The 24751-nt window shown below is 40.6% G+C and carries 26 protein-coding genes and 2 pseudogenes; 16 read left to right on the forward strand and 12 right to left on the reverse strand.

Features of this window, described 5'->3' with window-relative positions; genetic code table 11:
- Window positions 1–217: 217 nt before the first annotated feature.
- The 3 genes from FWE23_01395 to FWE23_01405 are packed head-to-tail and all read left to right on the forward strand — an operon-like array spanning window position 218 to window position 2513.
- The gene (locus FWE23_01395) at window positions 218–1363 is read left to right on the forward strand and encodes a PDDEXK nuclease domain-containing protein (protein ID MCL2844098.1); all 1146 of its coding nucleotides are present in this window, start codon (window positions 218–220) and stop codon (window positions 1361–1363) included.
- Window positions 1357–2355, forward strand: coding sequence for a tRNA (adenosine(37)-N6)-threonylcarbamoyltransferase complex transferase subunit TsaD (gene tsaD / locus FWE23_01400; protein ID MCL2844099.1), 999 nt, complete (start codon window positions 1357–1359; stop codon window positions 2353–2355). The genes FWE23_01395 and tsaD overlap by 7 nt, the downstream gene beginning before the upstream one ends.
- Window positions 2356–2363: 8 nt before the next feature.
- Complete coding sequence (locus FWE23_01405; protein MCL2844100.1) at window positions 2364–2513, forward strand: hypothetical protein; 150 nt, start codon at window positions 2364–2366, stop codon at window positions 2511–2513.
- Here the strand turns inward: FWE23_01405 and FWE23_01410 are convergent, their stop codons facing one another.
- Both FWE23_01410 and FWE23_01415 read right to left on the reverse strand, forming a co-directional pair.
- A complete protein-coding gene (locus FWE23_01410; protein ID MCL2844101.1) occupies window positions 2514–3662 on the reverse strand; it encodes a methyltransferase in 1149 nt (382 codons plus the stop codon). It lies immediately after the preceding gene.
- Complete coding sequence (locus FWE23_01415; GenBank protein ID MCL2844102.1) at window positions 3632–4477, reverse strand: 50S ribosomal protein L11 methyltransferase; 846 nt, start codon at window positions 4475–4477, stop codon at window positions 3632–3634. The genes FWE23_01410 and FWE23_01415 overlap by 31 nt, the downstream gene beginning before the upstream one ends.
- Before the next feature lie 181 nt (window positions 4478–4658).
- Between FWE23_01415 and rlmB the strand changes: the two genes are divergently transcribed.
- Together rlmB and FWE23_01425 are read left to right on the forward strand one after the other, a co-directional pair.
- On the forward strand, window positions 4659–5420 hold the full coding sequence (gene rlmB / locus FWE23_01420; protein MCL2844103.1) for a 23S rRNA (guanosine(2251)-2'-O)-methyltransferase RlmB: 762 nt from the start codon (window positions 4659–4661) through the stop codon (window positions 5418–5420).
- Window positions 5421–5543: 123 nt separating this feature from the next.
- Window positions 5544–6878 (forward strand): ATP-binding protein, encoded by a 1335-nt coding sequence (locus FWE23_01425; protein ID MCL2844104.1) that lies wholly within the window; start codon window positions 5544–5546, stop codon window positions 6876–6878.
- 32 nt (window positions 6879–6910) lie between these two features.
- Here FWE23_01425 and FWE23_01430 read toward each other — a convergent pair whose 3' ends face one another.
- The 5 genes from FWE23_01430 to FWE23_01450 form a co-directional block, all read right to left on the reverse strand.
- Window positions 6911–7816, reverse strand: a complete 906-nt coding sequence (locus tag FWE23_01430) for a hypothetical protein (GenBank protein MCL2844105.1) — start codon at window positions 7814–7816, stop codon at window positions 6911–6913.
- A gap of 176 nt (window positions 7817–7992) precedes the next feature.
- Window positions 7993–8484, reverse strand: a complete 492-nt coding sequence (locus tag FWE23_01435; protein MCL2844106.1) for a hypothetical protein — start codon at window positions 8482–8484, stop codon at window positions 7993–7995.
- 69 nt (window positions 8485–8553) lie between these two features.
- Window positions 8554–9474 (reverse strand): hypothetical protein, encoded by a 921-nt coding sequence (locus FWE23_01440; GenBank protein MCL2844107.1) that lies wholly within the window; start codon window positions 9472–9474, stop codon window positions 8554–8556.
- A 387-nt stretch (window positions 9475–9861) separates the two neighbouring features.
- The gene (locus FWE23_01445; protein MCL2844108.1) at window positions 9862–10176 is read right to left on the reverse strand and encodes a nucleotidyltransferase domain-containing protein; all 315 of its coding nucleotides are present in this window, start codon (window positions 10174–10176) and stop codon (window positions 9862–9864) included.
- Window positions 10173–10595, reverse strand: a complete 423-nt coding sequence (locus FWE23_01450; protein MCL2844109.1) for a nucleotidyltransferase substrate binding protein — start codon at window positions 10593–10595, stop codon at window positions 10173–10175. Before FWE23_01450 ends, FWE23_01445 begins: the two co-directional genes overlap by 4 nt.
- Before the next feature lie 218 nt (window positions 10596–10813).
- Between FWE23_01450 and FWE23_01455 the strand changes: the two genes are divergently transcribed.
- From FWE23_01455 to FWE23_01465, 3 genes are all read left to right on the forward strand, one after another.
- A complete protein-coding gene (locus FWE23_01455; protein ID MCL2844110.1) occupies window positions 10814–11071 on the forward strand; it encodes a DUF3791 domain-containing protein in 258 nt (85 codons plus the stop codon).
- Window positions 11068–11760, forward strand: a complete 693-nt coding sequence (locus FWE23_01460; protein MCL2844111.1) for a DUF3990 domain-containing protein — start codon at window positions 11068–11070, stop codon at window positions 11758–11760. Before FWE23_01455 ends, FWE23_01460 begins: the two co-directional genes overlap by 4 nt.
- Before the next feature lie 97 nt (window positions 11761–11857).
- On the forward strand, window positions 11858–13399 hold the full coding sequence (locus FWE23_01465; protein MCL2844112.1) for a glycine--tRNA ligase: 1542 nt from the start codon (window positions 11858–11860) through the stop codon (window positions 13397–13399).
- Between the two features lie 37 nt (window positions 13400–13436).
- Here FWE23_01465 and FWE23_01470 read toward each other — a convergent pair whose 3' ends face one another.
- From FWE23_01470 to FWE23_01485, 4 genes are read right to left on the reverse strand one after another with little or no spacing between them, the layout of a single operon-like run.
- Window positions 13437–13853, reverse strand: coding sequence for a hypothetical protein (locus FWE23_01470; GenBank protein MCL2844113.1), 417 nt, complete (start codon window positions 13851–13853; stop codon window positions 13437–13439).
- A 3-nt stretch (window positions 13854–13856) separates the two neighbouring features.
- The gene (locus tag FWE23_01475) at window positions 13857–14519 is read right to left on the reverse strand and encodes a protein-L-isoaspartate(D-aspartate) O-methyltransferase (protein MCL2844114.1); all 663 of its coding nucleotides are present in this window, start codon (window positions 14517–14519) and stop codon (window positions 13857–13859) included.
- Window positions 14509–15231, reverse strand: a complete 723-nt coding sequence (locus tag FWE23_01480) for a glycosyltransferase family 2 protein (protein ID MCL2844115.1) — start codon at window positions 15229–15231, stop codon at window positions 14509–14511. The genes FWE23_01475 and FWE23_01480 overlap by 11 nt, the downstream gene beginning before the upstream one ends.
- 10 nt (window positions 15232–15241) lie before the next feature.
- Window positions 15242–16585, reverse strand: a complete 1344-nt coding sequence (locus FWE23_01485; GenBank protein ID MCL2844116.1) for a putative DNA binding domain-containing protein — start codon at window positions 16583–16585, stop codon at window positions 15242–15244.
- Window positions 16586–16962: 377 nt separating this feature from the next.
- Between FWE23_01485 and FWE23_01490 the strand changes: the two genes are divergently transcribed.
- The 5 genes and pseudogenes from FWE23_01490 to FWE23_01510 all read left to right on the forward strand — a co-directional run bounded on the left by FWE23_01490 (window position 16963) and on the right by FWE23_01510 (window position 20613).
- Window positions 16963–17940, forward strand: a complete 978-nt coding sequence (locus tag FWE23_01490; protein ID MCL2844117.1) for a fibronectin type III domain-containing protein — start codon at window positions 16963–16965, stop codon at window positions 17938–17940.
- A gap of 422 nt (window positions 17941–18362) precedes the next feature.
- Window positions 18363–18443 (forward strand): annotated as a pseudogene (locus tag FWE23_01495) (rod-binding protein).
- A gap of 261 nt (window positions 18444–18704) precedes the next feature.
- Window positions 18705–19103: pseudogene (locus FWE23_01500) on the forward strand (lytic transglycosylase domain-containing protein).
- 1 nt (window position 19104) lies between these two features.
- Window positions 19105–19596: a hypothetical protein gene (locus FWE23_01505; protein ID MCL2844118.1), complete on the forward strand. Its 492-nt coding sequence runs from the start codon at window positions 19105–19107 to the stop codon at window positions 19594–19596.
- Between the two features lie 144 nt (window positions 19597–19740).
- On the forward strand, window positions 19741–20613 hold the full coding sequence (locus FWE23_01510; GenBank protein ID MCL2844119.1) for an Abi family protein: 873 nt from the start codon (window positions 19741–19743) through the stop codon (window positions 20611–20613).
- A gap of 62 nt (window positions 20614–20675) precedes the next feature.
- On the opposite strand, the gene FWE23_01515 is transcribed toward FWE23_01510, so the two are convergent.
- Window positions 20676–21350 carry a hypothetical protein gene (locus FWE23_01515; GenBank protein ID MCL2844120.1) on the reverse strand — a complete coding sequence of 225 codons (675 nt, stop codon included), beginning with the start codon at window positions 21348–21350 and terminating at the stop codon, window positions 20676–20678.
- Window positions 21351–21756: 406 nt separating this feature from the next.
- Between FWE23_01515 and FWE23_01520 the strand changes: the two genes are divergently transcribed.
- From FWE23_01520 to folK, 3 genes are read left to right on the forward strand one after another with little or no spacing between them, the layout of a single operon-like run.
- The gene (locus FWE23_01520) at window positions 21757–23202 is read left to right on the forward strand and encodes a putative DNA binding domain-containing protein (GenBank protein MCL2844121.1); all 1446 of its coding nucleotides are present in this window, start codon (window positions 21757–21759) and stop codon (window positions 23200–23202) included.
- Window positions 23199–24251 carry a DsbA family protein gene (locus FWE23_01525; protein MCL2844122.1) on the forward strand — a complete coding sequence of 351 codons (1053 nt, stop codon included), beginning with the start codon at window positions 23199–23201 and terminating at the stop codon, window positions 24249–24251. The genes FWE23_01520 and FWE23_01525 overlap by 4 nt, the downstream gene beginning before the upstream one ends.
- Window positions 24252–24254: 3 nt before the next feature.
- Window positions 24255–24743 (forward strand): 2-amino-4-hydroxy-6-hydroxymethyldihydropteridine diphosphokinase, encoded by a 489-nt coding sequence (gene folK / locus FWE23_01530; protein MCL2844123.1) that lies wholly within the window; start codon window positions 24255–24257, stop codon window positions 24741–24743.
- The last annotated feature ends 8 nt before the right edge of the window (window positions 24744–24751 follow it).

Genomic DNA, 24751 nt, shown 5'->3' on the forward strand with positions numbered 1-24751 from the left:
GTGAAAATAATTCATATTTTGTCGCAAAAATATAATTTGGGCAGAACAGCCATTGCTCCCGACGACATAAACCCTCGCGGCGTTTTCACCGAACTTTGGAACAGGTGGTATTGAATTTGAAGAACAAAAAGGCAGGATTTCCTGCCTTTTTGTTTGTGGCAAAACGTATTTTTACACCCTGACACACACAATATACAAAAGGTGAAATGGTAAAAATATGCTTGAAACAGTAAAAAACGCTGAGTATCGTGATTGGTTGCACGATTTAAAAACACAAATCAAAACAGGACAGATAAAAGCGGCACTTTCGGTTAACAGTCAAATGATTATGCTTTATTGGGATTTGGGCAAACAAATCTCGGAAAAACAAGAAAAAGCTAAATGGGGTAGCGGCTTTATTGAACAGTTAAGCAAGGATTTGCGAGAAGAATTTCCTGAAATGACGGGGTTTTCTCGGGCTAATATCTTCAGAATGAAGAAATTTTATGAGTTCTATTCTTCAGACAAATCTATCTCTCAACCTGTGAGACAAATTGAAGTCTCCTCTAAAAATCAATTTGTCGCACAAGTTGTGCGACAATTACAAGTCCCTGAAAACCAACAAGATATAAATGCAGAACAACCTGTTTACAAATTAGCGCTAATTCCGTGGGGACACAATGTAAGTCTTTTTGAAAAAGCCAAAGACATCAAAGAAGCGCTTTTCTATATCAACAAAACAATCGAAAATAACTGGAGCCGTTCGGTGCTTGAATACCAGATTGAAACAAATCTTTACGCAAGACAGGGCAAAGCCGTCTCTAATTTTAATTCGACATTGCCCGAACCGCAAAGCGACCTCGCCAACGAAATAATGAAAGACCCCTACAATTTCGATTTTTTGTGCTTGTCGGAAAAAGTGAAAGAAACAGACCTCGAAAAAGCGCTTGTTCAACATATTTCACAATTTTTGCCCGAATTAGGTATCGGATTTGCGTATATGGGACGGCAATTTTTGCTGAGAGTTGGTGAAAGCGACTATAAAACAGACTTACTTTTTTATCACACGCGGCTAAGATGTTATGTTATTATAGAACTGAAGACCAAAAAATTTGAGCCGGAATACATAGGAAAACTGAATTTTTATATTACGGCAGTTAATGAATTGATAAAAAACAACGAGGACAAGCCGACTATCGGAATACTTCTGTGCAAAAACAAAGATAATTACAAAGTAGAATTCTCATTAAAAAGTATAAATAACCCTATTGGTGTAAGTTCTTTCGTATATACCGAACTGCCCGCCGACATAAAAGCGGTTTTACCCTCGGCGCAAGATTTACAGGACGAACTTTTGAATTTTGAAAAGGAACTAAAATGCTGACACTCGGAATTGAAACTTCCTGCGACGAGACATCAATCGCCATAATAGACGACAACAAAATACTTGTCAATCTTATTTATACGCAAAAAGAACATTCGCGATTTGGCGGCGTTGTACCCGAAATCGCCTCTCGGGAGCATATTAAAAAAATCGGAGTTTTGTTCAAAAACGCGCTTGCCGACACAAATTTGCAAATTTCGGACTTGGATTTAATCGCTGTCGCCGATAGTCCCGGGCTTGCGGGAGCGCTTTTGGTCGGAATTTCGTTTGCGCTCGGACTTCACACCGCCCACCCGCAAATTCCGATAACGGGCGTCAATCATTTGCAAGGGCATATTTGCTCCGTTTTGTTTGAAAATGAAATCGACTTTCCGTTTTTGGCAATCGTTTTAAGCGGAGGACATTCTTCTATTTACAAAGTATCAAACTTCGGCGAATACGAAATCATAGGACAAACAATCGACGACGCGGCAGGCGAAGCATTCGACAAAGTCGGAAAAATGCTCGGCTTTGAATACCCCGCGGGAAGACAAATCGAAGATACGGCTAAGTCATTCAACGGCAACGACTTAATAGACTTTCCCGTAGCCAAAATCCGCGACGGAAACAGCGCCGATTTTTCGTTCAGCGGACTTAAAACGGCGGTAAAATACGCGATAGAAAAAATCCCCTCCGAACAAATAGAAAGCGAAAAACCGCGAATTTGCAAGTCTTTTCAGAATGCGGTGATTGCCGCAATCGTGCATAAGTTAAAGATTGCCAGAACCTTAACAAAAATCGACAAGGTCGCTCTTTGCGGCGGTGTTGCTTGTAATAATGCAATTCGCGAGGCATTAAAGCAATCTTTGGGTGCGCATAACGTATTTTATCCGTCGAATGTTTTGTGTACCGACAATGCGGCGATGATTGCAAAAGCGGGAATGGAAAATTACAAACGCAAAATTTGGCACTATCCGTCAATGACGCCGACGGTTGAAACAAGCAGAAAGTAGAGGAAAAAATGCACGAGTTGTTTATGTTTTTTTGGGGAATGGCGATTATGGCTTTTTTTATCAGCATTGCAATCCACTTTTTGCGGATAGAGAAAACGCTCAGAAACATCTTCATTAAAACCGAGCTAAAAGTTAAACATTTCTTAGAAAACGGATAATTATCTCTCCAAAACAATCCCGCTTTCAATATGAAATGTATTCGGATAGCAATCAAAAACAGCTGTTTTGGTGATTTTATAGCCTGCTGATACAAAAAAGTTGCAGTCTCTTGCTTGTGTTGCAGGGTCGCAGGCTATGTAAATGATTTTTTTCGGCGCAATTTTTATTATTTCATCTATCATTCGTTTTTTAAGACCTATTCTTGGCGGGTCAACTATAATGCAGTCGGGGCTGTGATTACTTTCGCTAAGTACATAATCTTCCGCTTTGGAGGCAATCGCTTTTGCATTTGAAACGCCGTTTATTTCAAAGGTTTTTTGTGCGAGACGCGCCATATCCCGGTCGGTTTCGACAAGCGTAATGTTTTTTACTTTTTTACTGCAAAATACGGAAAAAAGTCCTACACCGCCGTAAAGGTCAAACAAATTTTCGCTGCCTTCTACCTGCTCTGCGCACCAATTTGCAAGAACGGGGGTCAAAAATCTGTTGGATTGGAAAAACGAGTTTCCGTTCACCTCAAATTCGTATTCGCCTACGCTTACCCGACCAACGCGCGCCCTATCGAGCGAACTCACAACTCCGTCTTTGGTGTCGATAGTAAAAATTGTTCGCGCTTTTGGCTTATTTGCATTTGCGTTTTTCAAAAATTCGTTGAGATTTTCGGTTAAAAGCGAACATTTGTCTATTTTTATAACATCGTGCGATCTTTTGGATTGAAAACCGATTTCTCCCGTTTTCTCATTTACGCTGAATTTTGCTCTTATTCGATAGCCCTTTTCGGCGTCAAAATACACTTTCGGTTCAGGAAATTCGTAAATTTTCCCTGTCCTTTTAAGTGTACTTTCAAAAATTTCTTTTTTGCATTCTACTTGTGTCTCGTAGTCCATAAATTGCCAATCGCAACCGCCGCAAGTGCCGAATTTTGAGCAAAACGGCGTTCGGCGATGAGGAGACTTTTCCAAAATATTGCTCGCCGTAAATATAAGAATGCCGCTTACGTTTCGGGTAGCGTTGCATTGAGCGCTTTCTCCCGGCAAAAGCCCTTCGACAAAAACAACTCCGTGTTTCGTTCGCGAAAGCCCGAAACCGCCGAAAAGCATCTTTTCACAGGTTAATTTTATTTCTTTATAATAAATTTTCCACCCCACCAATCATTTTCCGTTATTTCCTCAGCCAATTCAAAGCCGACTTTTTGTGCTTCTGCTATAACTATGTCTCTTTCTTCAAGCAAAATTCCCGACCAAAGCAAAGTGCCGTTTTCTTGCGATAACATTCTGCAAACGGCTCTCAAAAGCGGCGCCGATTCGCTGCGTATCATATTCATAACTATTGTGTCAAACTTCGCCGAACCGCCAATTTTATCGACCGAACCGATAACAAATCGAATGTCAGCGCGCCCTTTGTTGTCCGCCAGATTTTCTTGCAGGTTATCGTAGCAGGTTTCATCTATTTCCAAACCCATAATGGATTTGTATCCTGCAATTTGCGCAACAAATGCCAAAACGCCTGACCCTGTGCCAATGTCAAGCAACGATTTTGCCGCCGAATGTCCGCAAATAAGTTTTGCCGCAAGCCGAGTAGTTTCGTGATGTCCTGTTCCGAATGCCATTTGCGGTTCTATTTTTATCCAACTGTCGCCGTCTTCCAAGGGTGGCTTCAACCACTTCGGAGACACCCAAATATTATCGGCAATTTTGACGGGTTGCATTGTTTTGCGCCACTCTTCGTTCCAATCGCGGTTTTCCTGCTCGCAAACTTCGGAGGCGGTAGAATATTTTTTTATAACCTCGCCGCGAATATCGCTCGCTATATCTAAATCATCATAAAAAAATGTGATTTTCAGATTTTCGCCGATCTCTGTTTCGTTATATCCGACAAAATTTTCTTCGGTTATGCACTCCCCAAGGAGATTTTCGAGTTCATTTGGCTCTATAATTACATCAAAGCTGAAACATTGTGCCATAAAATCCTCCATACATTCAAAGCGTTTTTTACAATAAGTGTCCTCTAATTCTATTATAAGAATACACACATTTTTGGACTTTTGCCGTTATTTTCGATATTGAGACGAATTTTATTAAAACAAATGCTCGGCATTTAGTATTTTAACTGCTCACAATACGATATTTTCTGAAAGGAAACCTATGTCTTTTGAAAAAACGCCTCAACCAAGCGAAACAAACGCAATTTACGGAATTCACGCGGTCGAAGAGCTGGTGAACAAAAATCGCCATTCGATAGATAAAATATATTTCAACGACAAAAGCAAAACGGGAAAACTGTTTGAATTGCTCAGAACCGTAAAAAAAGATAAGATTTCTTACGCCTGCATTCCCGAACAAAAACTGAACAAAATGTCAAATAATTTACCGCACCAAGGAGTTGTCGCATTCCGCACCGTTCGCCCCTACGACGACGAAAAAAAGTTGTGGGAAATTTTGGAAAAAGAAGAAAATCCGCTCTTTATTTTACCCGCGGGAATAGAAGACCCCGGAAATCTGGGCGCGATAATCCGCTCTGCCTCCGCGTTCGGCGTATCGGCAATCCTATTCGAGCGAAAAGGCGTAGTTCCGCTTAACGGCACAGTAGCAAAAACTTCGGTAGGCACCATAGAAAACGCTGTTTTAATAAAGCCTGACAATCTCGAGGGCGCTGTCCAAAAGCTAAAATTAGGCGGAATTCAGGTTATCGGCGCGGACGGGCGAGGCGAAATTCTGTCAAAATCCGACTTCAAAAAGCCCACGCTGATAATAACAGGCAGCGAACACGACGGCATTCCCCCATATTTGGCGAAATTGTGCGATAAAATCGTGGCAATCCCGATGGCGAAAGCGGTGGAATCGTTGAATGTTAGCGTGGCGATGGGGATTTTGTTGTATGAGGCGGCGAGAGGGAGAGGAGGTTAAATTCCCCCTGTTTTTGTGCAATAACCCACCTGCTTACCCTCTGATTTTGTGCAAAAACACCGAAAACTTCCCCCTAATTATGTGCAATAATGTATTTTAGGCATAACAATCAAGGAGGTTTTGATGAATAGATATATTTTTGAAAATTTATTAGAGTGGAAAAACAGAGCCGAAAAAATGCCGCTCATTCTTACGGGAGCAAGACAAGTAGGAAAAACTTGGCTTATGAAAGAGTTTGGAAAAAGGTATTTCAAAAACACAGCTTATATCTCTTTTGACTCAAATCCCAAATTAAACGAAACGCTTGAAACAACTATTTTCCCGTCGGAATTTCTGCCGATGTTGCAAACAGAAACCAATACTCCGATTACCCCCGAAACGCTAATAATTTTTGACGAAATTCAAGAATCTCCGCGCGCGTTGCTTTCTCTGAAATATTTTTGCGAAAACGCTCCCGAATACAATGTAATCGCCGCAGGCTCAACTTTGGGAGTAATGTTGCATAAACACAGTTCTTTTCCTGTTGGTAAAGTAGAATTTTTGAATGTTTATCCGATGTCGTTTTTTGAGTATCTTGACGCAATAGACGAAAAACAATTACTCGAATTTATCATTAAAAATTCGCCCGAAAAATACAGACCGTTTCACGAAAAACTGATTAGGTTATTGCGAATATACTTATTTGTCGGCGGAATGCCTGCAGTTCTGAACGAATACGTAAAAAGCGGCGATTTAAGCAAAGTTCGTAAAGTCCAAAACGACATATTAAACGCCTACGACAGAGATTTTTCAAAACACGCAAAAGAATCTTTTTCGGCAAAACTTCGGCTTCTTTGGCAGTCCGTGCCATCGCAATTAGCAAAAGAAAACAGAAAATTTACTTACGGAGCGGTAAAATCAGGGGCAAGAGGAAGAGATTTTGAAACCGCAATTCAATGGATGCGGGACAGTTCTTTAATAGAAAAAATCAGCAGAATTACGAGTGTAAAATCGCCGTTAAAAGCGTATGAAGATTTTGGAGTTTTCAAAATATTTATTAACGATGTGGGACTTCTTTGCGCAATGTCTGAACTTAATATGAATGTTATTGCGGACAAAGAGGCGGTTTTTACAGAGTTTAAGGGAGCGATTGCGGAACAGTTTGTTTTTCAGGAATTACGCAATTCGTTAAACCGAAACCTGTATTATTGGTCAAACGACAATGGAAACGCAGAAATCGACTTTTTAACGCAGGATTTTAACGGCGAAATAATTCCGATAGAAGTAAAATCCGGTATAAATTTACGAGCAAAAAGTTTGAATTTTTTCGTAAAAGAGCATTCGCCTAAATATTCCATAAGAACATCTCTTGCCGATTACAAATTGAATACGCCGAGCAATATTATTGATATGCCGCTGTATGCGGTTGCCAAAGTGAAGGAATTTATCGAGCGTGGCGATGGGGATTTTGTTGTATGAGGCGGCGAGAGGGAGAGGGGGGTAAATTCCCCCTAATGAAACACTCTCAAATGCGGAAAACCGTTGTTTTTCAAAGGCTCAAATTTCCAAACGCTTGCAAAATTCCAGCCGATAAAAGTGCTTGTTTCTCTCATTGCCGCTATTGTTTTTGCGCCTGAATTTGGGCAAATTGTTGCGTTTTCGTCTTCGTTATTTCCTACTAAACCGCCGACGCGATTGCCTATTCCGCTCACATTTCCCGAAGCGTAAGATTTCTTGATTTCGCCGCGGTTTATTCCTGCTAATCCGCCGACATTCCAGTCTCCTCTAACGCTACCCGAAGCATAGCAAAACTCAATAGTTCCGCCGTTATTTCCTACAAGTCCGCCCGCATTTATGAGGTCTGCGACAACATTTACGGCGGCATAACTGTTTCTGATTAAACTTACGTGCGTTATTCCTGCCAGTCCGCCGACATTTTGCTCGCCTTCAACATTTCCCGTCACATAACTGTTTTCGATTGTGCCGTTTTTTGAAGCGACTAATCCGCCGACTTGCTGTTTGCCTCTGATGTCAATATCGAGAAGTCCGAGGTTTTTTACCGTTCCTCTTAAAAAGCCGAAAAAACCTTGATTGTCGGAGTTTGGTCTGTTAATATAAACGCCTCGAATAGTCCAACCGCCGCCGTCGAATGTGCCGCGAAACGCCAAGGCTTCGGTTTCGCCGATTGGTATCCATTGATTTTGCTCGTTGGCGGCGGCGAGTTCAAGATGGTTTGTCAGCACAACAGTTTGATTGCGGAAGGAATTTCCTGCGTTTACGCTGTCGCGAAATTCTCGAAGATGCGCGGGAGTGCTTATCCTTATCTTGTCGGAGTTCCAGTCGGCTGAGGTGTTAAAATCGGAACAGCCAAGCAAAAACAGAGCAAAAAACAAATACAAAACCATCGATTTTTTCATAAAACGCCCTTTCTTTTTGTTATTAAGGCTAATAATACGTTTTTTACTAACGAATTCCCTCAATTCCGCCTCGGATGTTATTGAGATTGGTTGAGTTCCAATCGATTTGTCCGAGGGCGGAGATTGAGAGGATTGTTAGAGAAATTAGTGCTTTTACGAGCATAAAACTGCTCATACTATCTTCTGTGTAATACTGTCCCGTTTGCAAGAGTGAGTTTTTTACCATCTATAGAATAAGGTGCTGGCGGCATAGAAGCCATAGAAGCAAAACCATTAACTAATTGATTCATCTGTTCTTCAAATATCCTTTCAGGCATTCCTTGTCTTGGTAATTTTCGAAATTCGTTTCGAAAGGCTACAAGAAATTCATCTGCCGGATACCATCTTTCCTCAAATACCATAGCACCCTCAAAAACAGCACTCGCGCCTTTGCCGTTAAAATGGGTTATCTTTTGAAGTAATTCCCCATTGTTGGTAGTATAAGTGCCTTTCATAAATAGATGTCCGTTCGTTGAAGTTTCAAGTTTTCCATTGTTAAACCTCATTTCAATTTCTGCCCCATTTTGGTCTTTACCTGCCCATCTCCCGTTAAGAGGATCTCCCAAAACCCCACAAGCATAAACTGTAATCAGCGCCATTGCCAAAAACACCTTCAAAAAACCTAACATAATAAACTCTCTTTCTGCGTTTTTCGACTTCGCCTGTCGTTGTTAATTTTTCTTACCGATCGCTTTTTATTACTTAATCTCAATAATGCCGTCAGCTACTAAAGCGCAAATAGTATTATGTGCTGTATTGCTAACATTCCACACGAAAGCGGTAGCAATAGTAAATTCAGGATTCTTTTTATTAATTCTTCCATGAATACTGAACAATCTTTCATTGTTGTAGTAAATCCTGGCAGTAGAATTAGGAATTCCTTGCCCTGATACTATATTTATTGAAAATTTGGGGTCGCTGTTTATCTTTGCAATTGTTGCAGAGTCAATAACTTGATTTCTGTCCCTATTGTTAAACGTGAAACTTCCCGCTTCGGTCTTGATGGTTATTTCTGAAGGAGAAAAACCTTCTGTTCTCAGCATTGATAAACACTCTCTTCTTGCTGCTAATGCTGCTGTTGCACCTGCTCTTTCTGCTGCTGCGTTTGCTCTTGCGCTACGCGCCTCCGCTCTTGCTTTTTCCAAATCTTCGTTGTAAGTTTTCCACTCAGAATCTATCATTTCCACACATCTTCCGTAAACGTCAAGAAGTTCTCTAATAATTGCGCATTGCGGACTGTTGCTATTATTGCATTGGTCGATAATTCTTTGTCTTAAATTTATCATTTGTCCCACTGCAGTGGCGTCGTCGCTTATTCTTTTAATTACTTCAAAATCGGTAGATATGTAAGCGTAATCTCCTGAAAATCTATTTGCGGCAATTGCGCTCAAAAGACCACGCAAGAGAGTGTATCTATAAACCGCAACGAAATCTTCTCGACTTAATCCCGGCGCCCACCCTCCATCGGCAGTAACTCCGGTACAGCGTGAAAACCAATAAGCGCTTTCTATTGTGTTTTCAGCTTCGTTTTGACTTATAAAAGTCGCCCCCATAAAACCGCCTGAACTATAAGTTATTCTCCAAACACCTGCTGAAACACTACTTGCAATTACCAACATTGCACAGAACACTCTGAAAAAACTACCCACAATAACCAACCTTTCTACCGCTTTCCGACGGCAAATTTAAGAATTATAATGTATGTAAAAAGAGCAACCTCGCCCAAATTACCGAAGTTATGATTATAGAAAGAAAACAGACAAAGGCTGTTCTGCCTATATTCATATTTTTGCGAAAAGTTGAATAATGTTCGTTCTTTGTTAATTGATAATTAACGTTAACCGTCGACAGAACAACCTATTCGTTGTTTTGTCGATTAACGCTAAAACAATTAAATATAACAAATAATGAGAACAAAAATCTCATTATTCAACTTTTCGCGCTTGGAATATAATTTATGGATAGAGTAAAATGGAGGAAATTGTGATTTTTAGAAGAGATTTTTATTAAAAACAGAATTTGTTTTCAAAAATCACCTTACCAACGCGATTGATATGCTCTTTCAAGTCTTCGTTGTTTAATGCTTCATACATCGAAATATCAACAAGATACGGAATATCCGAATCGTCGAAATCGCTGTAAATTCTCAAAAGGTGAGTGCGGGTAAATGTCTCGTCGGTGATAAGGGTCATATCAATGTCGGAATTATTGCGGAAATTGCCTTTTGCTCTGCTTCCGTATAAAATAACCTGTTTTATCGGATATTTGCGAAATATTTTTTCCATTGAATCCAGCGTACGTTGCGGCAAACCGTACATCATAGGCGTTCTTCCATTTTTTTTGCCAACGCGACAAATAGAGAATGATATTTGTTTATAATATCGTTTGCCAATTTATCTGCGACCTCTTCATCGTATGTATGCGAGATTAAATTTCTGTCTTTCAACATATCAATCCACTGTTGCGCGTCTTCAATAAGCCCGTAAGAAAACGAGTGGCGAATAGCGTCTTTTGAGCCAAGAATGTTTTTAACTCCGTCGTCTGTCAAATAGTCCTTCATAACGTTCCAAGATAACTCCATAGTAAATTCAAAAGTTTGGATTAAACCGCTTTTCAGTACGATTGCCGTCGCGCTGTTTGTTAAATTTTCTTCATCAGAGACGACTTCAATCGCTTGCGATAACCTCGCCAACGCTTTTTTATAATTATTAAACCGCTGTTCCCAACGAATATCGTGCATAAATCTCCTTTAAGTTTTATCAAAATAAGTGTGAAAATAATAAATTCGCGCATACAAAGAGAAGAAAATGTGTTTTTAGTATGTTTTTTCGATAGTTTTTACTTAAAGCCAAGAAATCAAAATAAATCGAGACTTTTGTAAAAGATTACCAAGTTTTGTGAGATTTAGCTGTGGCGAATGGTATATTTATGATGAAATTGAAAGAAAGGGGCTAGTTTATGGGAGATGTTTTTGAGCAAGCCGAAAAAGTATTGGGTAGAGAAAAAAGAATACGAATGTCATATACCAATTATATGATTCACAAATTTGCCGAAACGTATAAAATCGGCAAGCCTGAGGGGTATATATATTTGAAACAATACGGCGGGCTTGATTTTATTCGTGAACATTGGTGGGCATTGCACGTGGATAATCAATTGCATTCCGTAAGAAGCGTTTTCAAAATATGTCAAAAAAATGGCGGTTATTTGGTATGATTGTTTATCACGGAAGTAGCGTGGACGTCAAAAAGATTGATTTGTCAAAATCAAGCGCGAATAAAGATTTTGGTAAAGGATTTTATGTGACTAATATCCGAAAACAAGCCGAACAGTGGGCGGAACAAAAAAGAGAAGAAAATGCGCGCGGGTTTGTCTCCGAGTTTAAGTTTAACGACAACGCATTTTTCAACAAAGAATATAAAACGTTGAGATTTGAAGAATATACAAGAGAATGGTTTGATTTTGTTATCATTAACAGAAAAAACGATTTAGATGTTTCAGCGCACGATTACGATATTGTAGAAGGTCCGGTTGCAGACGATTTTACTTTCCGAGAATTCGATAAATTTCTTGCGGGAGAAACATCGGAAGATGTTTTTTTTGAAAGATTAAAATTCCGTCGCGACCTATCTCATCAAATTTGTTTTTGCACGTCAAAATCGTTGGAGACAATAGATCGAATAAATTTAAAAGCGTATTTCAAAATTGAGCAAATCGGCGACGCAATAACTACCTACCTAACAATTAGCGACCATTTTTCCGAAGAAGAATCTCAGGATTTGTATTATAATTCAGAGATATTCAAAAATTTGTCTGACGAATCAACGGGACTATACTTAAAACCTTGGCTGAAAATATACGATATGCTTAAACTTGAAATGGGAAACACGGAAGCTAAACAATAGAATAAAACGTGTTTTTTACACAAAAAAACCGCCGACTATCCGCCTGCCTCTCGCCAAAACGTATTTTCTCCTCGATTTTAACGAAAGGAACCTAAAAATGGCTGACCCGAGACAGGAAAAAATTGCGCTTTTGACATCACTCGCAAAACGCAGAGGATTTATTTATCAATCGAGCGAAATTTACGGCGGGCTTCGCGGTTGCTGGGACTACGGACCGCTTGGCGCAGAGCTCAAAAAAAACGTGAAAAACGCGTGGTGGCGAAGCGTTGTCACCAAAAACAGCAATGTTTACGGACAGGACTCGTCTATAATTATGCACCCCAAAGTCTGGGAAGCGAGCGGACACTTGGCAGGATTTAGCGACCCGCTTGTCGAGTGCTTGCTAACAGGAAGCCGCTTTCGCCCCGACCAATTGGACGCGGAAAGCGGCACGGTTTTTGAATTCAGCGGCGCAAAATCAGGCGTAAATGATAAGCAATGCAGCGACTTATACAAAGTTTTAGCGCGAAATAAAGGCGAATTCGATAAAGCGAAAAAGACCGCGCGCCAATTTTACGAAACCAAACGCGGCATAGAAAAACCCGAACTTTTGGGAGAAAAATCCTACGAAATAAAGGACAGCACAGGCGAATTTAACCCCGAAAACGGCGGACAATTAAGCGAAGCGCGAAACTTTAATTTAATGCTGAAAACATTTTTGGGACCTGCGGAAGACTCGGCGGCAGTAGCGTATTTACGCCCCGAAACAGCGCAGGGTATTTTTGTAAATTTCGGAAATGTTCAACAAGCAATGCGCGCAAAAATCCCGTTTGGAATAGCGCAGGTCGGAAAATCGTTCAGAAACGAAATCACGCCGAAAAATTTCACGTTCCGCACCCGCGAATTTGAGCAGATGGAACTCGAATTTTTCTGCAAACCCGGCACCGACGAAGAATGGCACGAAAAATGGAAAAACGACAGAATGCAGTGGTATATCGACTACGGTATCGACAAAAACAAACTGCGTTTTTACGAGCATCCGAAAGAAAAACTCGCGCATTACGCAAAAAGTTGTTCGGACATTGAATATCTGTATCCGTTCAAAGCCGAGCCCGAATGGGGCGAACTCGAGGGAATTGCAAACCGCACCGATTTCGACCTCAAAACGCACGCCGAACATTCGGGAAAAACACTCTCCTATTTCGACGAAGAAACAAAAGAGCATTACGTTCCTTATGTTATCGAGCCGAGCGCAGGCGCCGACAGAGCAACCTTGGCATTTTTGCTTGACGCCTACACCGAAGAGGGTGAAGGCGACGAAAAGCGCACGCTTCTTAAGCTTCACCCGTCTCTTGCACCCGTAAAAGTTGCAGTTTTGCCGCTCGTTAAAAAAGAAGGAATGCCCGAAATAGCCGAAAAACTCTTCGCAGAATTTTTGGACGAAGATATTGCCGCACAAATCGACATTAACGCCTCAATCGGAAAACGCTACGCCCGCCAAGACGAAATCGGCACCCCGTGGTGCATTACGATAGACGGCGATACCGTTGAGAACGGAACAATAACAATTCGCGACCGCGATACTAAAGAGCAGGAGAAAATTAAGCTTGAAGAAGCGGTAAATTATATTGCAAAGAAGTTGAAAAAAGCAAGACCGTGATTGTAGAAGTGAGCGACCGAGACGGTCGCTCACTGTGTTATTTTTTCCCTCTCGGAAACTCCAAAATTTCCGCTTCGGTATCGCTTTCATTACTTTCAATCAAATCGGCGATTGCTACAATTTTTGTTTCCGACGTTCTGTCGAAACTTTGAAAATAGCCTTTTGCGATATGCGGCGGTTGCAGGCGAATTGAAGCAGGCATAGGCGGAAATGAGATTAAAGAAAGATACTTTATATTTATCCATTTTCCGTAAGGCTCTTCGTCAACGTCCGTTGTGTAATCCGAAACTACGCCATAACAAGCAAGTCGCCATTCATTCTTTTTTTTTGCGGAAATCGGACGAACGAGAAGCGCAAAAGCTTCTTCGCGTTCGGGAATGGTTGCGCATTCGTCTATGTCTATGTATCTTAACGCTAATTCGCGAATTTCTAACGTACTTATGCTTTCTTCCATATTTTATGCTCCAAAACCGTGTTGTCCGATTAAAGGAACAAAGAGCACGGGGTCAAATTCTTGCGTTGTAATTGTTCCGTCGGCGTTTTTTGTGTAGAGGGTTAAGCGTTGCTCGTCGCGACTTCCTACGGGGATGAGAAGTTTTCCGCCGACAGCGAGTTGGTCTATGAGAGGCGTCGATTTAAGAGGCGCGCCGCAGGTAACTATAATTCTGTCGAAAAGCCCCTGTCCGGGCCACCCGACCGAGCCGTCGCCAAGGCGATACGAAATATCCAAGAGCCCTAAACTTTTATGCCGTTGTTTTGCCAATTCCAAAAGCGGACTTAGGCGTTCAACCGTGAAAAGTCGGCGTGTAAAATGCGCTAAAATCGCCGCTTGATAGCCTGACCCCGTTCCTATTTCGAGTATTTTTAAGCCTTCTTTATTTAAGTCCAAAAGGTTTGTCATTTTTGCTACTATAGACGGCTGTGAAATCGTTTGTCCGTTGTTTCCGATGGGCAAGGTAATGTCTTCGTATGCTTTCATCATAAGCGCGTCGTCCACAAAAATGTGTCGCGGAACGGAGGCTATCACTTTTAAAACCGCCTGATTACTGACGCCGCTCTGCATAATTTGCGCCAACATATTTTTCATTGCGAATTCGGGTGCCGATTTATTAAATTGCATCTGTTGAAACCCTTTTTTGTTTTTTTGTATCTATAATGGTTAAAATCATTGCTTTAAGCCAAGCAAAAGTGTCGCGAATATGTGAAATATGGCTTGTTTCGGCGCAATAAAGCGTTTGGACAGGCACGTTTTCTACAAAAAAACCGCGACTTTTCAAGCGTAAAATACATTCTGACTCCATCTCAAAACGTAAAAACCTGCAATTTATCGATAAAATCGGTTTTAAACGATACGCGCGATACCCGCATTGACTGTCCGCAACCTTCTGTTTCGTAATAAAAGAAACAAATGCCGATGTTGACCAATTAGAGAAAATTCGCGCAGGCGGCATAAGTTTAAGCGAGCGTTTTCGCGCCCCCAAAATTATTGCGGTTTTTGGATTTGCCATCTCAATTTTCTGTAAAAAATCGTCCAAGTCGTCGGGAGAATGCTGTCCGTCGGCGTCCATAGTTATTACCCACTCCACGTCTTCGCCCATACTTTCAAATCCGCTCATAAGCGCCGCCCCTTTTCCGCGATTTTTCTCGTGAATTACTGTTTTTACGCCAAAATCAGCGCAAACTTTTGGGCTTTCGTCAAAAATTCCGTCTATAACCACCGTAATGTTTTCCTTTGGAATTTTGGCAAGTAAAGCAGGCAGAAAATTTGTCAATTCGCTCTGTGCTTTGTAGGCGGGAATCAAGATTTGTACGGATTTGTCTAAGTTTATCATAAAATTTCCTCTAAATAATTTCCCATTTGCCGCCATTGTCGAAACCAATGCGTCGAATTGCGTTTTTGGCTTTTAATTGCTTTATTTGGTATCTGACGCCGTCCACCGTAAGTCCCACTAATCTAGCTATTTCCTGCATACTGATTTCAGGGTTTACTTTCATAACGGCAAGTATTTTCGCACTAGTTTTCTGGGTAGTTTTCTGGGTAGTTTTCTGGGTAGTTTTCTGGGTAGTTTTCTGGGGGTGTTTTTCTGAAACACTTGTCTCTTCCATATCGCAATCAAACATCAATGTTGTCTGTATAATGCTATCATTTAAAGACATAACTTTACGACCGTATTTTTTTACAATTTTCGGGATGCCGCTTCCAAGTTGTTCTACAAACTCTAAATCCTTAAAAATTCGCATAATTTCACGATTGCGAGGCATAGATGTTCCTTCGTAAAACATATCCGGCGTTAAACCATCTACTAAACCGCCGAAAGATGTGATTTCTATTCTGTCGGAATATATCTGAAAAATCGGAGTATCGAGACGGGAATAGTCATTGTGTGCGAATGCGTTTATTATAACTTCACGAAGCACCTCTTTATCCAACAGATTTTTATCTAATCGCGTTTTCATTGCTCGTTTGCGGGATTGCGTTATGTTTTCCGTATCAATTCTATCGAGCATTTTCTGCATAGCCGTAATTAGGCAACAATCTTTGTAGTCTTCACGCTCGATTAAGTCCGATTTGTCTGTTCCGAAATATTTGCCGAGTCGAACGGAAATATTGTTGTTGTCTGCAAATAAAAACGCCAGCATATTATACTCGCCGTCTTTTGTAAAAAAATCCAATGTTCTTGCGAAGTTGTCATTTAACGGCTTGTCTTTTAAGCCGTAATAGAGTTTTAGTTGCTTGAATTCCAAATCTTGACGGCGAGACGGCATATTTGCAATAGAAAGGCGATGGCGTTTCGCCAACAATTTATCAATCATTGCTTGCGACATAGGTTGAGACGAACTTCCGACGCGTATAAAACAACCCGCTTCGCTGTATCCTTTTTGTTTTACGGAATACGGTTTTTCCGCTCCGCTTGCAAAACTTATAACAACAACAGTTTTGTCGTCGTGCGTTTCGGTTTTTATGTCAAACAAGCCCATAATGCTTGGACGAATATTGTCTTTTAGGCGGTCGGCAATCTTAAGTTGAAGCAAATCGGAATTTGCTACGCCTGCAATAGCGCCGTCTTTGCGAATTCCTATATAAATATCGCCGCCATTGGAATTAAGAAAAGCCACCGCCTCTTTTTCAAAGTCGTCTGTAAGTTTTTCCTTATATTCAACGCGATTTGTTTCCGATTTTATCATTTTTTCCTCTCTATACGGCACAAAAATACCATTTGCCGATTGTTGTGGAAAGAACAAAAACACATAATTTCCCCCAAAACCAAAATAATTCCGAAAATCTGTAAAAATTAAAAGTATTTTCTCCCCGTTCTTTGAAACAAAAAATGAATTTTTCATTTTCTCTACTGCGAATATCGCCAATATTCAATAAATAGCGAGAAAATGGGAAAGAGTGTGTCTATCTTTAGGCACGCTCCTTTCTCATAAATTTCTGGCTATATAGGTTTGGCGATAACCTCGCAGTACGGAAATTGATAGGGAAACGGGGTGCGCCTTTTTTATATTCCGAAGCGCTTCGTTTCTGTATTATTAACAACTTAATTAAGGAGGGTTTCGGAATGAGGAAGTTTACAAAAATGTTTTGGTTGGCGGTAGCGTTTGCCGCTTGTGTGTTTACGGGGTGTTCGGACGGCGGCGGCGGCTCGGACAGTAGCGGAAGCGGCAATATTGTTGGGGTATGGGGCGGTAAATACGAATTTACGCGAGACGGAGAACTTCGCACACTCGAAAACGGAGTGGTCGTAAACACTGCTCGCTACATACTTAACGGAGAAACCGTATTAGTCAGCAACGATGGCGGAAATACTTGGACTGCAAGCGGAATTACTTTTCAAAACGGGGCTGTAGTCGATGTGAACGGCGAAAGATTAGACAGAACTAACAGCGGCGGCGGCAATCCCGGCGGCGGAGGCGGAGGTAGCAATAATTCAATTGTCGGAATTTGGAAAGCGCAACTTGACAATTTATTGTCGAATGATGAGTGTCGTTATTTCCTTTGGGAATTTATTTTTAATTCTGATAACACAGGACTAATGTTTCTACAAGGAGAATGCATACGAGAAGATGGAGAATACAGCACAAATGGCGGTGGTCTGCCTTTCAACTGGAGGCACAGCGACGGAATTGTGTTTTTTGAAGGTTATGGACTTATACCACACATTTTTTACAACGGAGGCAATACGTTTACACGTCAAGGCATTACATTTATGAGAACAAGCAATGTCGGCTGTGTTGGCAACAGACCAAGCGCTCCTACAAATGTAAGAATAACTGATGTTTATGAAGGGCAACGTACAATTACTATTAGTTGGAACGCCGTAGCGGGAGCAAGAACATATCTTGTTTACGAGTCAGAAACACCTAACGGTTTATTCTTTCCAACAGAAACAACAGAAGGCATCGGAACAATTGAAACAAGCACGCAATTATATATACAGCAAGGACGTAGCAGATATTTCAGAATTACTGCAATAAATAATTGTGGCGAAAGCGTACCGTCTGCAGTTATTAACTTTACTAGTCCACAACGGCAATGATTGGTGTTTTTTAAAAGACCCTTTCGGCGCAGACGGATAAGAATTACCGATTTGGCGTTTGTTTTGTAGAGACAGGGCATGCCCTGTCTCATTTTGTTTTCGGAATACAACCCGCAAACTTCTATTTTTTCTATAGTTTTCGGAATACAATCCGCAAACTTCCCCCGTTTCCGCAAAGGCAAGAAAACACTTTTAAGGCAATATTTTCCGCAAAGATAAATGTTATTTCCGACAAAACACCCGAAATTCGTGGTTTGGCATAAAAATTGCATACAAAAACCAATAGCACAAGGAGGTGTTTTATGTTGTCATTAACAACAGGTGCAAACCAGTTTTCGAGATATTCTAACGACGAATCGGTCAAACTTGCAAAAGTAGCCGTTCAATTTGAGCGAATGTTCGCGGAAATGATGGTTAAAGAAATGCGCAAAACCGTAGGAGACAGCGGATTATTCAAAAGAAGCACGGGAGAAGAAATTTTCACCGAAATGCTCGACAGCGAATTTGCCAACAAAATGGTGCGCAACGGAAAATTAGGGCTTGCCCAAGTAATAATAGACCAAATGAGCCGATTAGACAACAACTTAGACGCGTCTTCGGCGCTTGCCGCATTAAAATCGCAAAACAATAACGCCAGAGCGGCTCAATTCGGCGCAACGGGGCTACGCAGTTTCGAGCATTTAAGAACGCACGCAGACAAAACGGCAACACCCGAAATTTCTTTCGATATGTTTGCGCCAAGAGTTCGCGAATGGAGCGACATAATAGCAAAAGCGTCCGAAAAGCACGGAGTGGACAAATTCCTGATAGCGGCGGTAATGGACGCAGAATCAAGCGGAAATCCGAACGCAGTGTCGCGGGTGGGCGCAAGCGGTCTTATGCAATTAATGCCGGGAACGGCGGGCGATATGGGCGTAAAAGACGTATTTGACCCTGTCCAAAACGTAATGGGCGGAACAAGATATTTAAGAGAAATGCTCAACAGGTTCGGCGGCGACTTAAAATTGGCTTTGGCTGCCTACAATGCGGGACCGGGAAACGTTCAAAGATTTGGCGGAGTTCCGCCTTTCAGAGAAACGCAAAATTATGTTGCAAGAATAATGGGAAAAGTAGCGCAAAATAACGCAGTTTCAAACACAGACACAGAAACACAGGGAGGGTAAAATGGATAAAGACGTAGTAAAAAAATTCAAGTCAATAATGGGCAACCAAATAAATCTTCAAGACCAATTGACGAAAATGAACGAACAAATGCTTGTCGCGATTAAAGGACAAAACGTCGTGAACGTAAGAACGCTTTCGGGAGAAATCGACCAAATCGTCGAGCAGATGGATACGCTTGAGCGCGACAGGATAGAACTGCTCAGCCCTTACATAAACGACAAAAATCGCTTAAAACGCATAAGTTCTTTTATAGACGATTTTCCAAAAGAGGAGATTTTGGGGATACAGGAACTCCATAAACAATTAAAGGAAAAATCGCTTCAAAACTTTGAAAACACGCGCGTAAACCAAATTTTGTTGAACGAAGTGGTTTTGGAAATCCGCAAAAATATGGAAATAATAAACACCCAAGTAAACCGCCCGATAAAATACGGCTTCGACGGAGAAAAACAGTCGGCGTTGCCTGTACATTTGGTTAATCAGCGGTGTTGAGGAAACAGAAAAAGCGCAAAATTAGAAAAAACCTTGACTTTTGTTTGTTAAATTTATTATATTTCTTATACTAGAACTCCCCTTTGCTCATTATTGTTATCCGATTTTTCGGCGCAATAATGTCGGGGGGAGACATTTTTACACTTGGAACTACTTACTATGAAACCCGAAACTACAATAAAACAGCAAATCGAAATATTAAAATCCCGCAGTTGCATAATTGATGACAATGAGTTTGCGGAATATATTCTTTCGCACATAAATTATTATCGTTTATCCGCCTATCTTTTGCCATATAAATCTGATAATTACACTTCTTATGAGGAAAATACAAATTTTTCAAAAATATACAAAACATACGAATTCGACCGAAAAATGAGAAAGATTGTTTTTGTTGCCGTAGAGGAAATAGAAATAGATTTCAGAACGCGTATATCATACTATTTTGCTCATAAATATGGAGCAGAAGGATATTTAGATCCAAATAACTATAACGAAAAACATAATCACGAAATATTTGAAAAAAAGATAAAAACTTGCTTGGAAAACCATAAAAACAGCCTGATAGTTAAGCATCACAACAACAAGTATGGCGGCAGATTTCCAATATGGGCGTTAATAGAATTGTTTACTTTCGGAATGCTTACATACTTTTATTCGGGCTTAAAAATTGCCGACAAGCAAGAATTAGCGACAAAAATGTTTCAGACAACTCACAACAATGTCAGCAGTTGGTTGCGCTGTTGTTCGGACTTAAGAAATATTTGCGCGCATTACGGGCGATTGTATTATCATAAATTTTCGGCAATTCCTGCAAATTTGTCGGAAGTAGATAAAACGAGTGAAAGAAGTTTGTTTGGGGCTGTGTGCGCGTTAAAGGCACTTTATTATGATAAAGACAAATGGAACGACGAAATTTTCAGCGGCATAGAAAATTTACTAAACATCTATAAAAACGACATAAATTTGAAACATATCGGTTTTTCTGAGAATTGGAAAGAGAAGTTGGTTAAATAATAAAAATATGGTTTTGGCAGAGCAGCCCTCGTTTAAGAGGACTGCTAAATTTTAAAACAATTTTATCGCAATTCCAATCTTCTTTTCATAATCAAGCGCGTATAAGCAAGACTTGTTTGATACAATACCGAACGTCCGCCCTCATAATCAATATCGCCGCCAAATCCGATTAGTAATTTTTGAGATACTTCACCCCAATTTTTGCCTTTGCCAAAAAGAAACTTAGAAAAAGGACCTGTTCCCAAATTAAAATATATATCATTGGTAATATAGCCATAGCGCCGCCCGAAACGATCCGATGTGTATTTGTAATAATCCTCGGATACGTGCCACAAAAAACCTAAATGTCCGCCGACAATCATTTGAAACCAATCGTGCGACTGTATCCTTTGTCCCAAATTAAGCCCTGCACCGGCAGACCTCGGCAAACCGTAAAATTCAGCGCCCGCAAAGAAATTTTTCTCATTTATTCTTCCAAACCCAAAGCCTGCAACACTTGCCGCAGAGCCGCCCATATAACTTGGCGACGACACAAAAAATCCCATATTCAGGTATCGTTGCCTTGATACCACATTAGCATTGATTAAAGTATCAGACGTTCTGAACACAGAGGTGAATTCCTCTCTTTGCCTCGCTTGCGAGTTTTCGTTTTCTGTTTCATTTTCCAAGTCTGCCGCATACAAACACACCGACAAAGCCAACATAAAGCACAAAAAACCTCTTTTTTTTACTATCATTGTTCCTCCTAATAAAATTTATCACAAAAAGCACCATTGCTTGTTGCCTAATTAAGCCTATAATTTACAGTTATGGAAAAGAAAAAGCATACAGTAAATTCTGAATGGCTGTTCTGCCCATAATCATAATTTACCACAAAAACGACCATACCCATTAACAAACAAGGTGTGCTTGATAAGAGAAAAAATAGACAGAACAACCATAAAGGAAGTTTGTTTCTTTTTCTCTTATCGAGAAATCAAAAAATAAAGAGCCAATGGATTTATGAGAATACTTTATTTATGGGTATTTCCATAAAGCCGTTTTTGTGGTATGGGGAAAATACTATTTTCCTTTATAAAAAAGGAGAAATTTCTTTTTTATTGTGGCATTTAATATTTTTCTTTTGGAAAACACGGAGAAAATATGAACAAAAACGAATTGCTTGAGCGCCTAACCGACATCGAATGGGATGATTTTGAAGTCAAAGAAGCAAAAAACGAACTTCCTAAAAGCGTTTGGGAAACGGTATCGGCGTTTTCCAACACTTCGGGCGGTTGGATAGTTTTAGGCGTTTCGCAAAAAGGAAAAAACTTTGAAATTTTGGGCGTTGAAAACCCTGAAAAAACAGAGCAGGACTTTACAACTACTTTGCGTAGCAAAAATAAATTTAACGTATTGATAAACCCATTGTGCAGAAAATATAATATTGACAGTAAAACCATTTTGGCATTTTTTATTCCGTCGTCGCAACAAAAACCTGTTTATTTTAATTCGTTAGCGAACACATTTATTCGCTCGGGAAGCGGCGACCAACGTGCAACCGACTTAGAAATCAACGCTTTATTACGCGATCAGGCGTTCGGCGTGCGCTCCGACTTGACTGTTGAGGGGCTGGGAATAGGCGATTTAAGCACGGGGTCGCTTACAACGTATCGAAACAGAGTTAAGCACCAAAACCCACAATTGCCTTACAACGACTTGCCCGATACGGAATTTTGCGAAAAGTTGGGCATCACAAAAAACGGAGTATTAACTTACGGCGGATTACTGATGCTCGGCAATGGAGATACCGTGCGGCGAACATTAAGTTCTTTTTGGGTTGATTATCTCGAAATCCCCGGAATTTCTTACGCCAACGCCGAAACACGATACACTTTTCGCATTCAGGAACAAGAAAATTTGTGGGAATACTATAACGTGCTTATTCAACGCCTGCGAAACTACGCCGACAATCCCTTTAGAATGGGCGACAACGGTTTTGCATACGAGGACGAAACACAATTGGACGCATTGCGCGAAGGACTTGTAAATATGCTTATGCACGCCGATTATTTCAGCGTAATGCACTCTACAATAAAGGTGTTCAGCAATCGAATAGTTTTTCAAAATCCGGGAAAATTTTGTGTGGATATTTCCAAATTATCGAAAAATGCCGTGTCTGCTCCACGAAATCCTGCGATAGCGCGCCTTTTTCGCTGGGCAAAACTCGCCGAAAACGCAGGCTTTGGCGTGGACAAAATGCTCGTTTGGAAACATAAAGTCGAATTTGAAACTTTTGTCGAATATTCTGAGGTAACATACTATTTGGAAGAAAAAGAGGTCAGTGCCCCCAATACTACCCCCGATAGTACCCCGTTTAGTACCCCATTTAGTACCCCATTTAGTACCCCATTGCTCACTAATATGGAACAGAGTATATTAAACGCTATTTCCGAAAAAAATTCTATCACAAAAGAAGAATTGGCGACTACTTTCAACGTAGGATTAGATGCAATAAAAAAACACATTAAAAACCTGAATCGAAAAGGTGTTTTGACACGAGAGGGAAACAACAGAAGCGGTCATTGGCGATTGGTTGAAGAACAATGAAAAAAACAGCGTTTTTTATTTTCATCTTAATTCTCACACACGCATCATTGGCTAATGACAATAAATTTCAGGAAGTTAGCCCAATTTCCATAGAAATTTTTTCTATGAGCGGTTGCCCTTTCTCTAAAATAGCAATAAAAGATTTTTTACCGCTTTTTTCTGACGCTAAATTCAACATAACTATAAGATTTGCAGGAGATTACAACGAAACTACGAGCAAAGTTTCCCCTGCCCTGCCCGACGGTTCTCTATTGGACGAAAAAACTTGGCTTGCCGTTCAGGATTTGCTTCCCGAAAGATTTGGGGATTTCTTGTTTTTGGCGACAGTATCTGACGGCGACTACCAAAAAATCGCAGAAAGCATTGGACTAACATCCGAAATTTTTGAGAAATGGAGCCGCGAAAGAGGCGAAAAACTTCTTGTGCAAAATTATAAAAGAGCTTTGACATTTGGCATAAATTCTTGCCCGAGCTTCGTTGTGGATAATGAAAAGATATCGATTTCGCCAAAAAATCTTATCAGAAAATTGTGCCGTCAAACGGACAATATGGATTGTTTCGGCATTTTTGAGGCGGCAAATGTAAAACTTATCCTTCCTCCGCGCAAAACACCGAATTTGTCGGTAGGCTCTGTCCTCGAAAACACTTTGACGGATTTTTTGAAAGTAGAAATCGATACGCTCGATATTTCCTCTCCCCGCGCCCAAGAACTTTTGCAAAGATTTGAAATTCGCCGCCTCCCTGCGATTATTCTTGACAATCGCTTTGATTGGAATTGGGGCGATATTCCCGACGGTTTTTATTACATGCGAGAGCGACAAATTGACGAATTTGTTATTTTGGCGGATAGTAAAACGGCAGAAAAATTAAGGCGTTTTGTTGACAGAAACATAGAAAATCTGCATTTGCTTACAGACAATGAAGCTTTAGGTTGGCGTATTTGGCACGAAAACCAAAATTTGATAAGCGGACGAAATATTACCGAAGCAAAAAAGCATATTTTAGAGATACTGAGAGAAAAAATGACAAATTATCGAGAGCAAAGGTAAATTATGAGCGTTGCAGTTTTAAGTTTGGGAACAAACGTCGGCGACAGAGCGGCGAATATAAAATTGATGGAAGAAGAATTGCAAAAAATAAGCACAAAGCCAATTATTTGCTCGCCGCTTTACGAAAGTGCGCCCGTCGATGTAAAAGACGTGCAACAAAACTACTACAACAAAACCGTACGTATCGAAACCGAATTTTCGCCGACCGCGCTTTTGGAAGAAACGCAGAAAATCGAGAAAAAACTTGGACGAAAATCAAAAAACGACAAAGCGCCGCGCACTGCCGACATCGACATTTTACTGTTCGACGAAATTACGCTCGATTTGCCCGAACTTTCCATTCCGCACCCAAGAATGTTTTTCAGAAAGTTTGCGATTGAAGGCGTAAAATCCGTTGCCGCCGACTTAAAAAATCCGCTTACAGGCGAAAAATTCGGCAATTATTGCGTATGCAAAGAAGTTTTGCGGCAAAAAACTATGATTATTGAATAATTTCGCAG

It is taken from the genome of Chitinivibrionia bacterium, assembly GCA_009779925.1.
Lineage (GTDB): Bacteria > Fibrobacterota > Chitinivibrionia > Chitinivibrionales > Chitinivibrionaceae > WRFX01.

Coding starts and splice junctions, on each gene's coding strand:
- FWE23_01395 (MCL2844098.1), top strand. CDS start 218: ATGCTTGAAACAGTAAAAAACGCTGAGTATCGTGATTGGTTGCACGAT.
- tsaD (MCL2844099.1), top strand. CDS start 1,357: ATGCTGACACTCGGAATTGAAACTTCCTGCGACGAGACATCAATCGCC.
- FWE23_01405 (MCL2844100.1), top strand. CDS start 2,364: ATGCACGAGTTGTTTATGTTTTTTTGGGGAATGGCGATTATGGCTTTT.
- FWE23_01415 (MCL2844102.1), bottom strand. CDS start 4,477: ATGGCACAATGTTTCAGCTTTGATGTAATTATAGAGCCAAATGAACTC.
- rlmB (MCL2844103.1), top strand. CDS start 4,659: ATGTCTTTTGAAAAAACGCCTCAACCAAGCGAAACAAACGCAATTTAC.
- FWE23_01425 (MCL2844104.1), top strand. CDS start 5,544: ATGAATAGATATATTTTTGAAAATTTATTAGAGTGGAAAAACAGAGCC.
- FWE23_01430 (MCL2844105.1), bottom strand. CDS start 7,816: ATGAAAAAATCGATGGTTTTGTATTTGTTTTTTGCTCTGTTTTTGCTT.
- FWE23_01435 (MCL2844106.1), bottom strand. CDS start 8,484: ATGTTAGGTTTTTTGAAGGTGTTTTTGGCAATGGCGCTGATTACAGTT.
- FWE23_01440 (MCL2844107.1), bottom strand. CDS start 9,474: ATGTTGGTAATTGCAAGTAGTGTTTCAGCAGGTGTTTGGAGAATAACT.
- FWE23_01445 (MCL2844108.1), bottom strand. CDS start 10,176: ATGATGTACGGTTTGCCGCAACGTACGCTGGATTCAATGGAAAAAATA.
- FWE23_01450 (MCL2844109.1), bottom strand. CDS start 10,595: ATGCACGATATTCGTTGGGAACAGCGGTTTAATAATTATAAAAAAGCG.
- FWE23_01455 (MCL2844110.1), top strand. CDS start 10,814: ATGGGAGATGTTTTTGAGCAAGCCGAAAAAGTATTGGGTAGAGAAAAA.
- FWE23_01460 (MCL2844111.1), top strand. CDS start 11,068: ATGATTGTTTATCACGGAAGTAGCGTGGACGTCAAAAAGATTGATTTG.
- FWE23_01465 (MCL2844112.1), top strand. CDS start 11,858: ATGGCTGACCCGAGACAGGAAAAAATTGCGCTTTTGACATCACTCGCA.
- FWE23_01470 (MCL2844113.1), bottom strand. CDS start 13,853: ATGGAAGAAAGCATAAGTACGTTAGAAATTCGCGAATTAGCGTTAAGA.
- FWE23_01475 (MCL2844114.1), bottom strand. CDS start 14,519: ATGCAATTTAATAAATCGGCACCCGAATTCGCAATGAAAAATATGTTG.
- FWE23_01480 (MCL2844115.1), bottom strand. CDS start 15,231: ATGATAAACTTAGACAAATCCGTACAAATCTTGATTCCCGCCTACAAA.
- FWE23_01485 (MCL2844116.1), bottom strand. CDS start 16,585: ATGATAAAATCGGAAACAAATCGCGTTGAATATAAGGAAAAACTTACA.
- FWE23_01490 (MCL2844117.1), top strand. CDS start 16,963: ATGAGGAAGTTTACAAAAATGTTTTGGTTGGCGGTAGCGTTTGCCGCT.
- FWE23_01505 (MCL2844118.1), top strand. CDS start 19,105: ATGGATAAAGACGTAGTAAAAAAATTCAAGTCAATAATGGGCAACCAA.
- FWE23_01515 (MCL2844120.1), bottom strand. CDS start 21,350: ATGATAGTAAAAAAAAGAGGTTTTTTGTGCTTTATGTTGGCTTTGTCG.
- FWE23_01520 (MCL2844121.1), top strand. CDS start 21,757: ATGAACAAAAACGAATTGCTTGAGCGCCTAACCGACATCGAATGGGAT.
- FWE23_01525 (MCL2844122.1), top strand. CDS start 23,199: ATGAAAAAAACAGCGTTTTTTATTTTCATCTTAATTCTCACACACGCA.
- folK (MCL2844123.1), top strand. CDS start 24,255: ATGAGCGTTGCAGTTTTAAGTTTGGGAACAAACGTCGGCGACAGAGCG.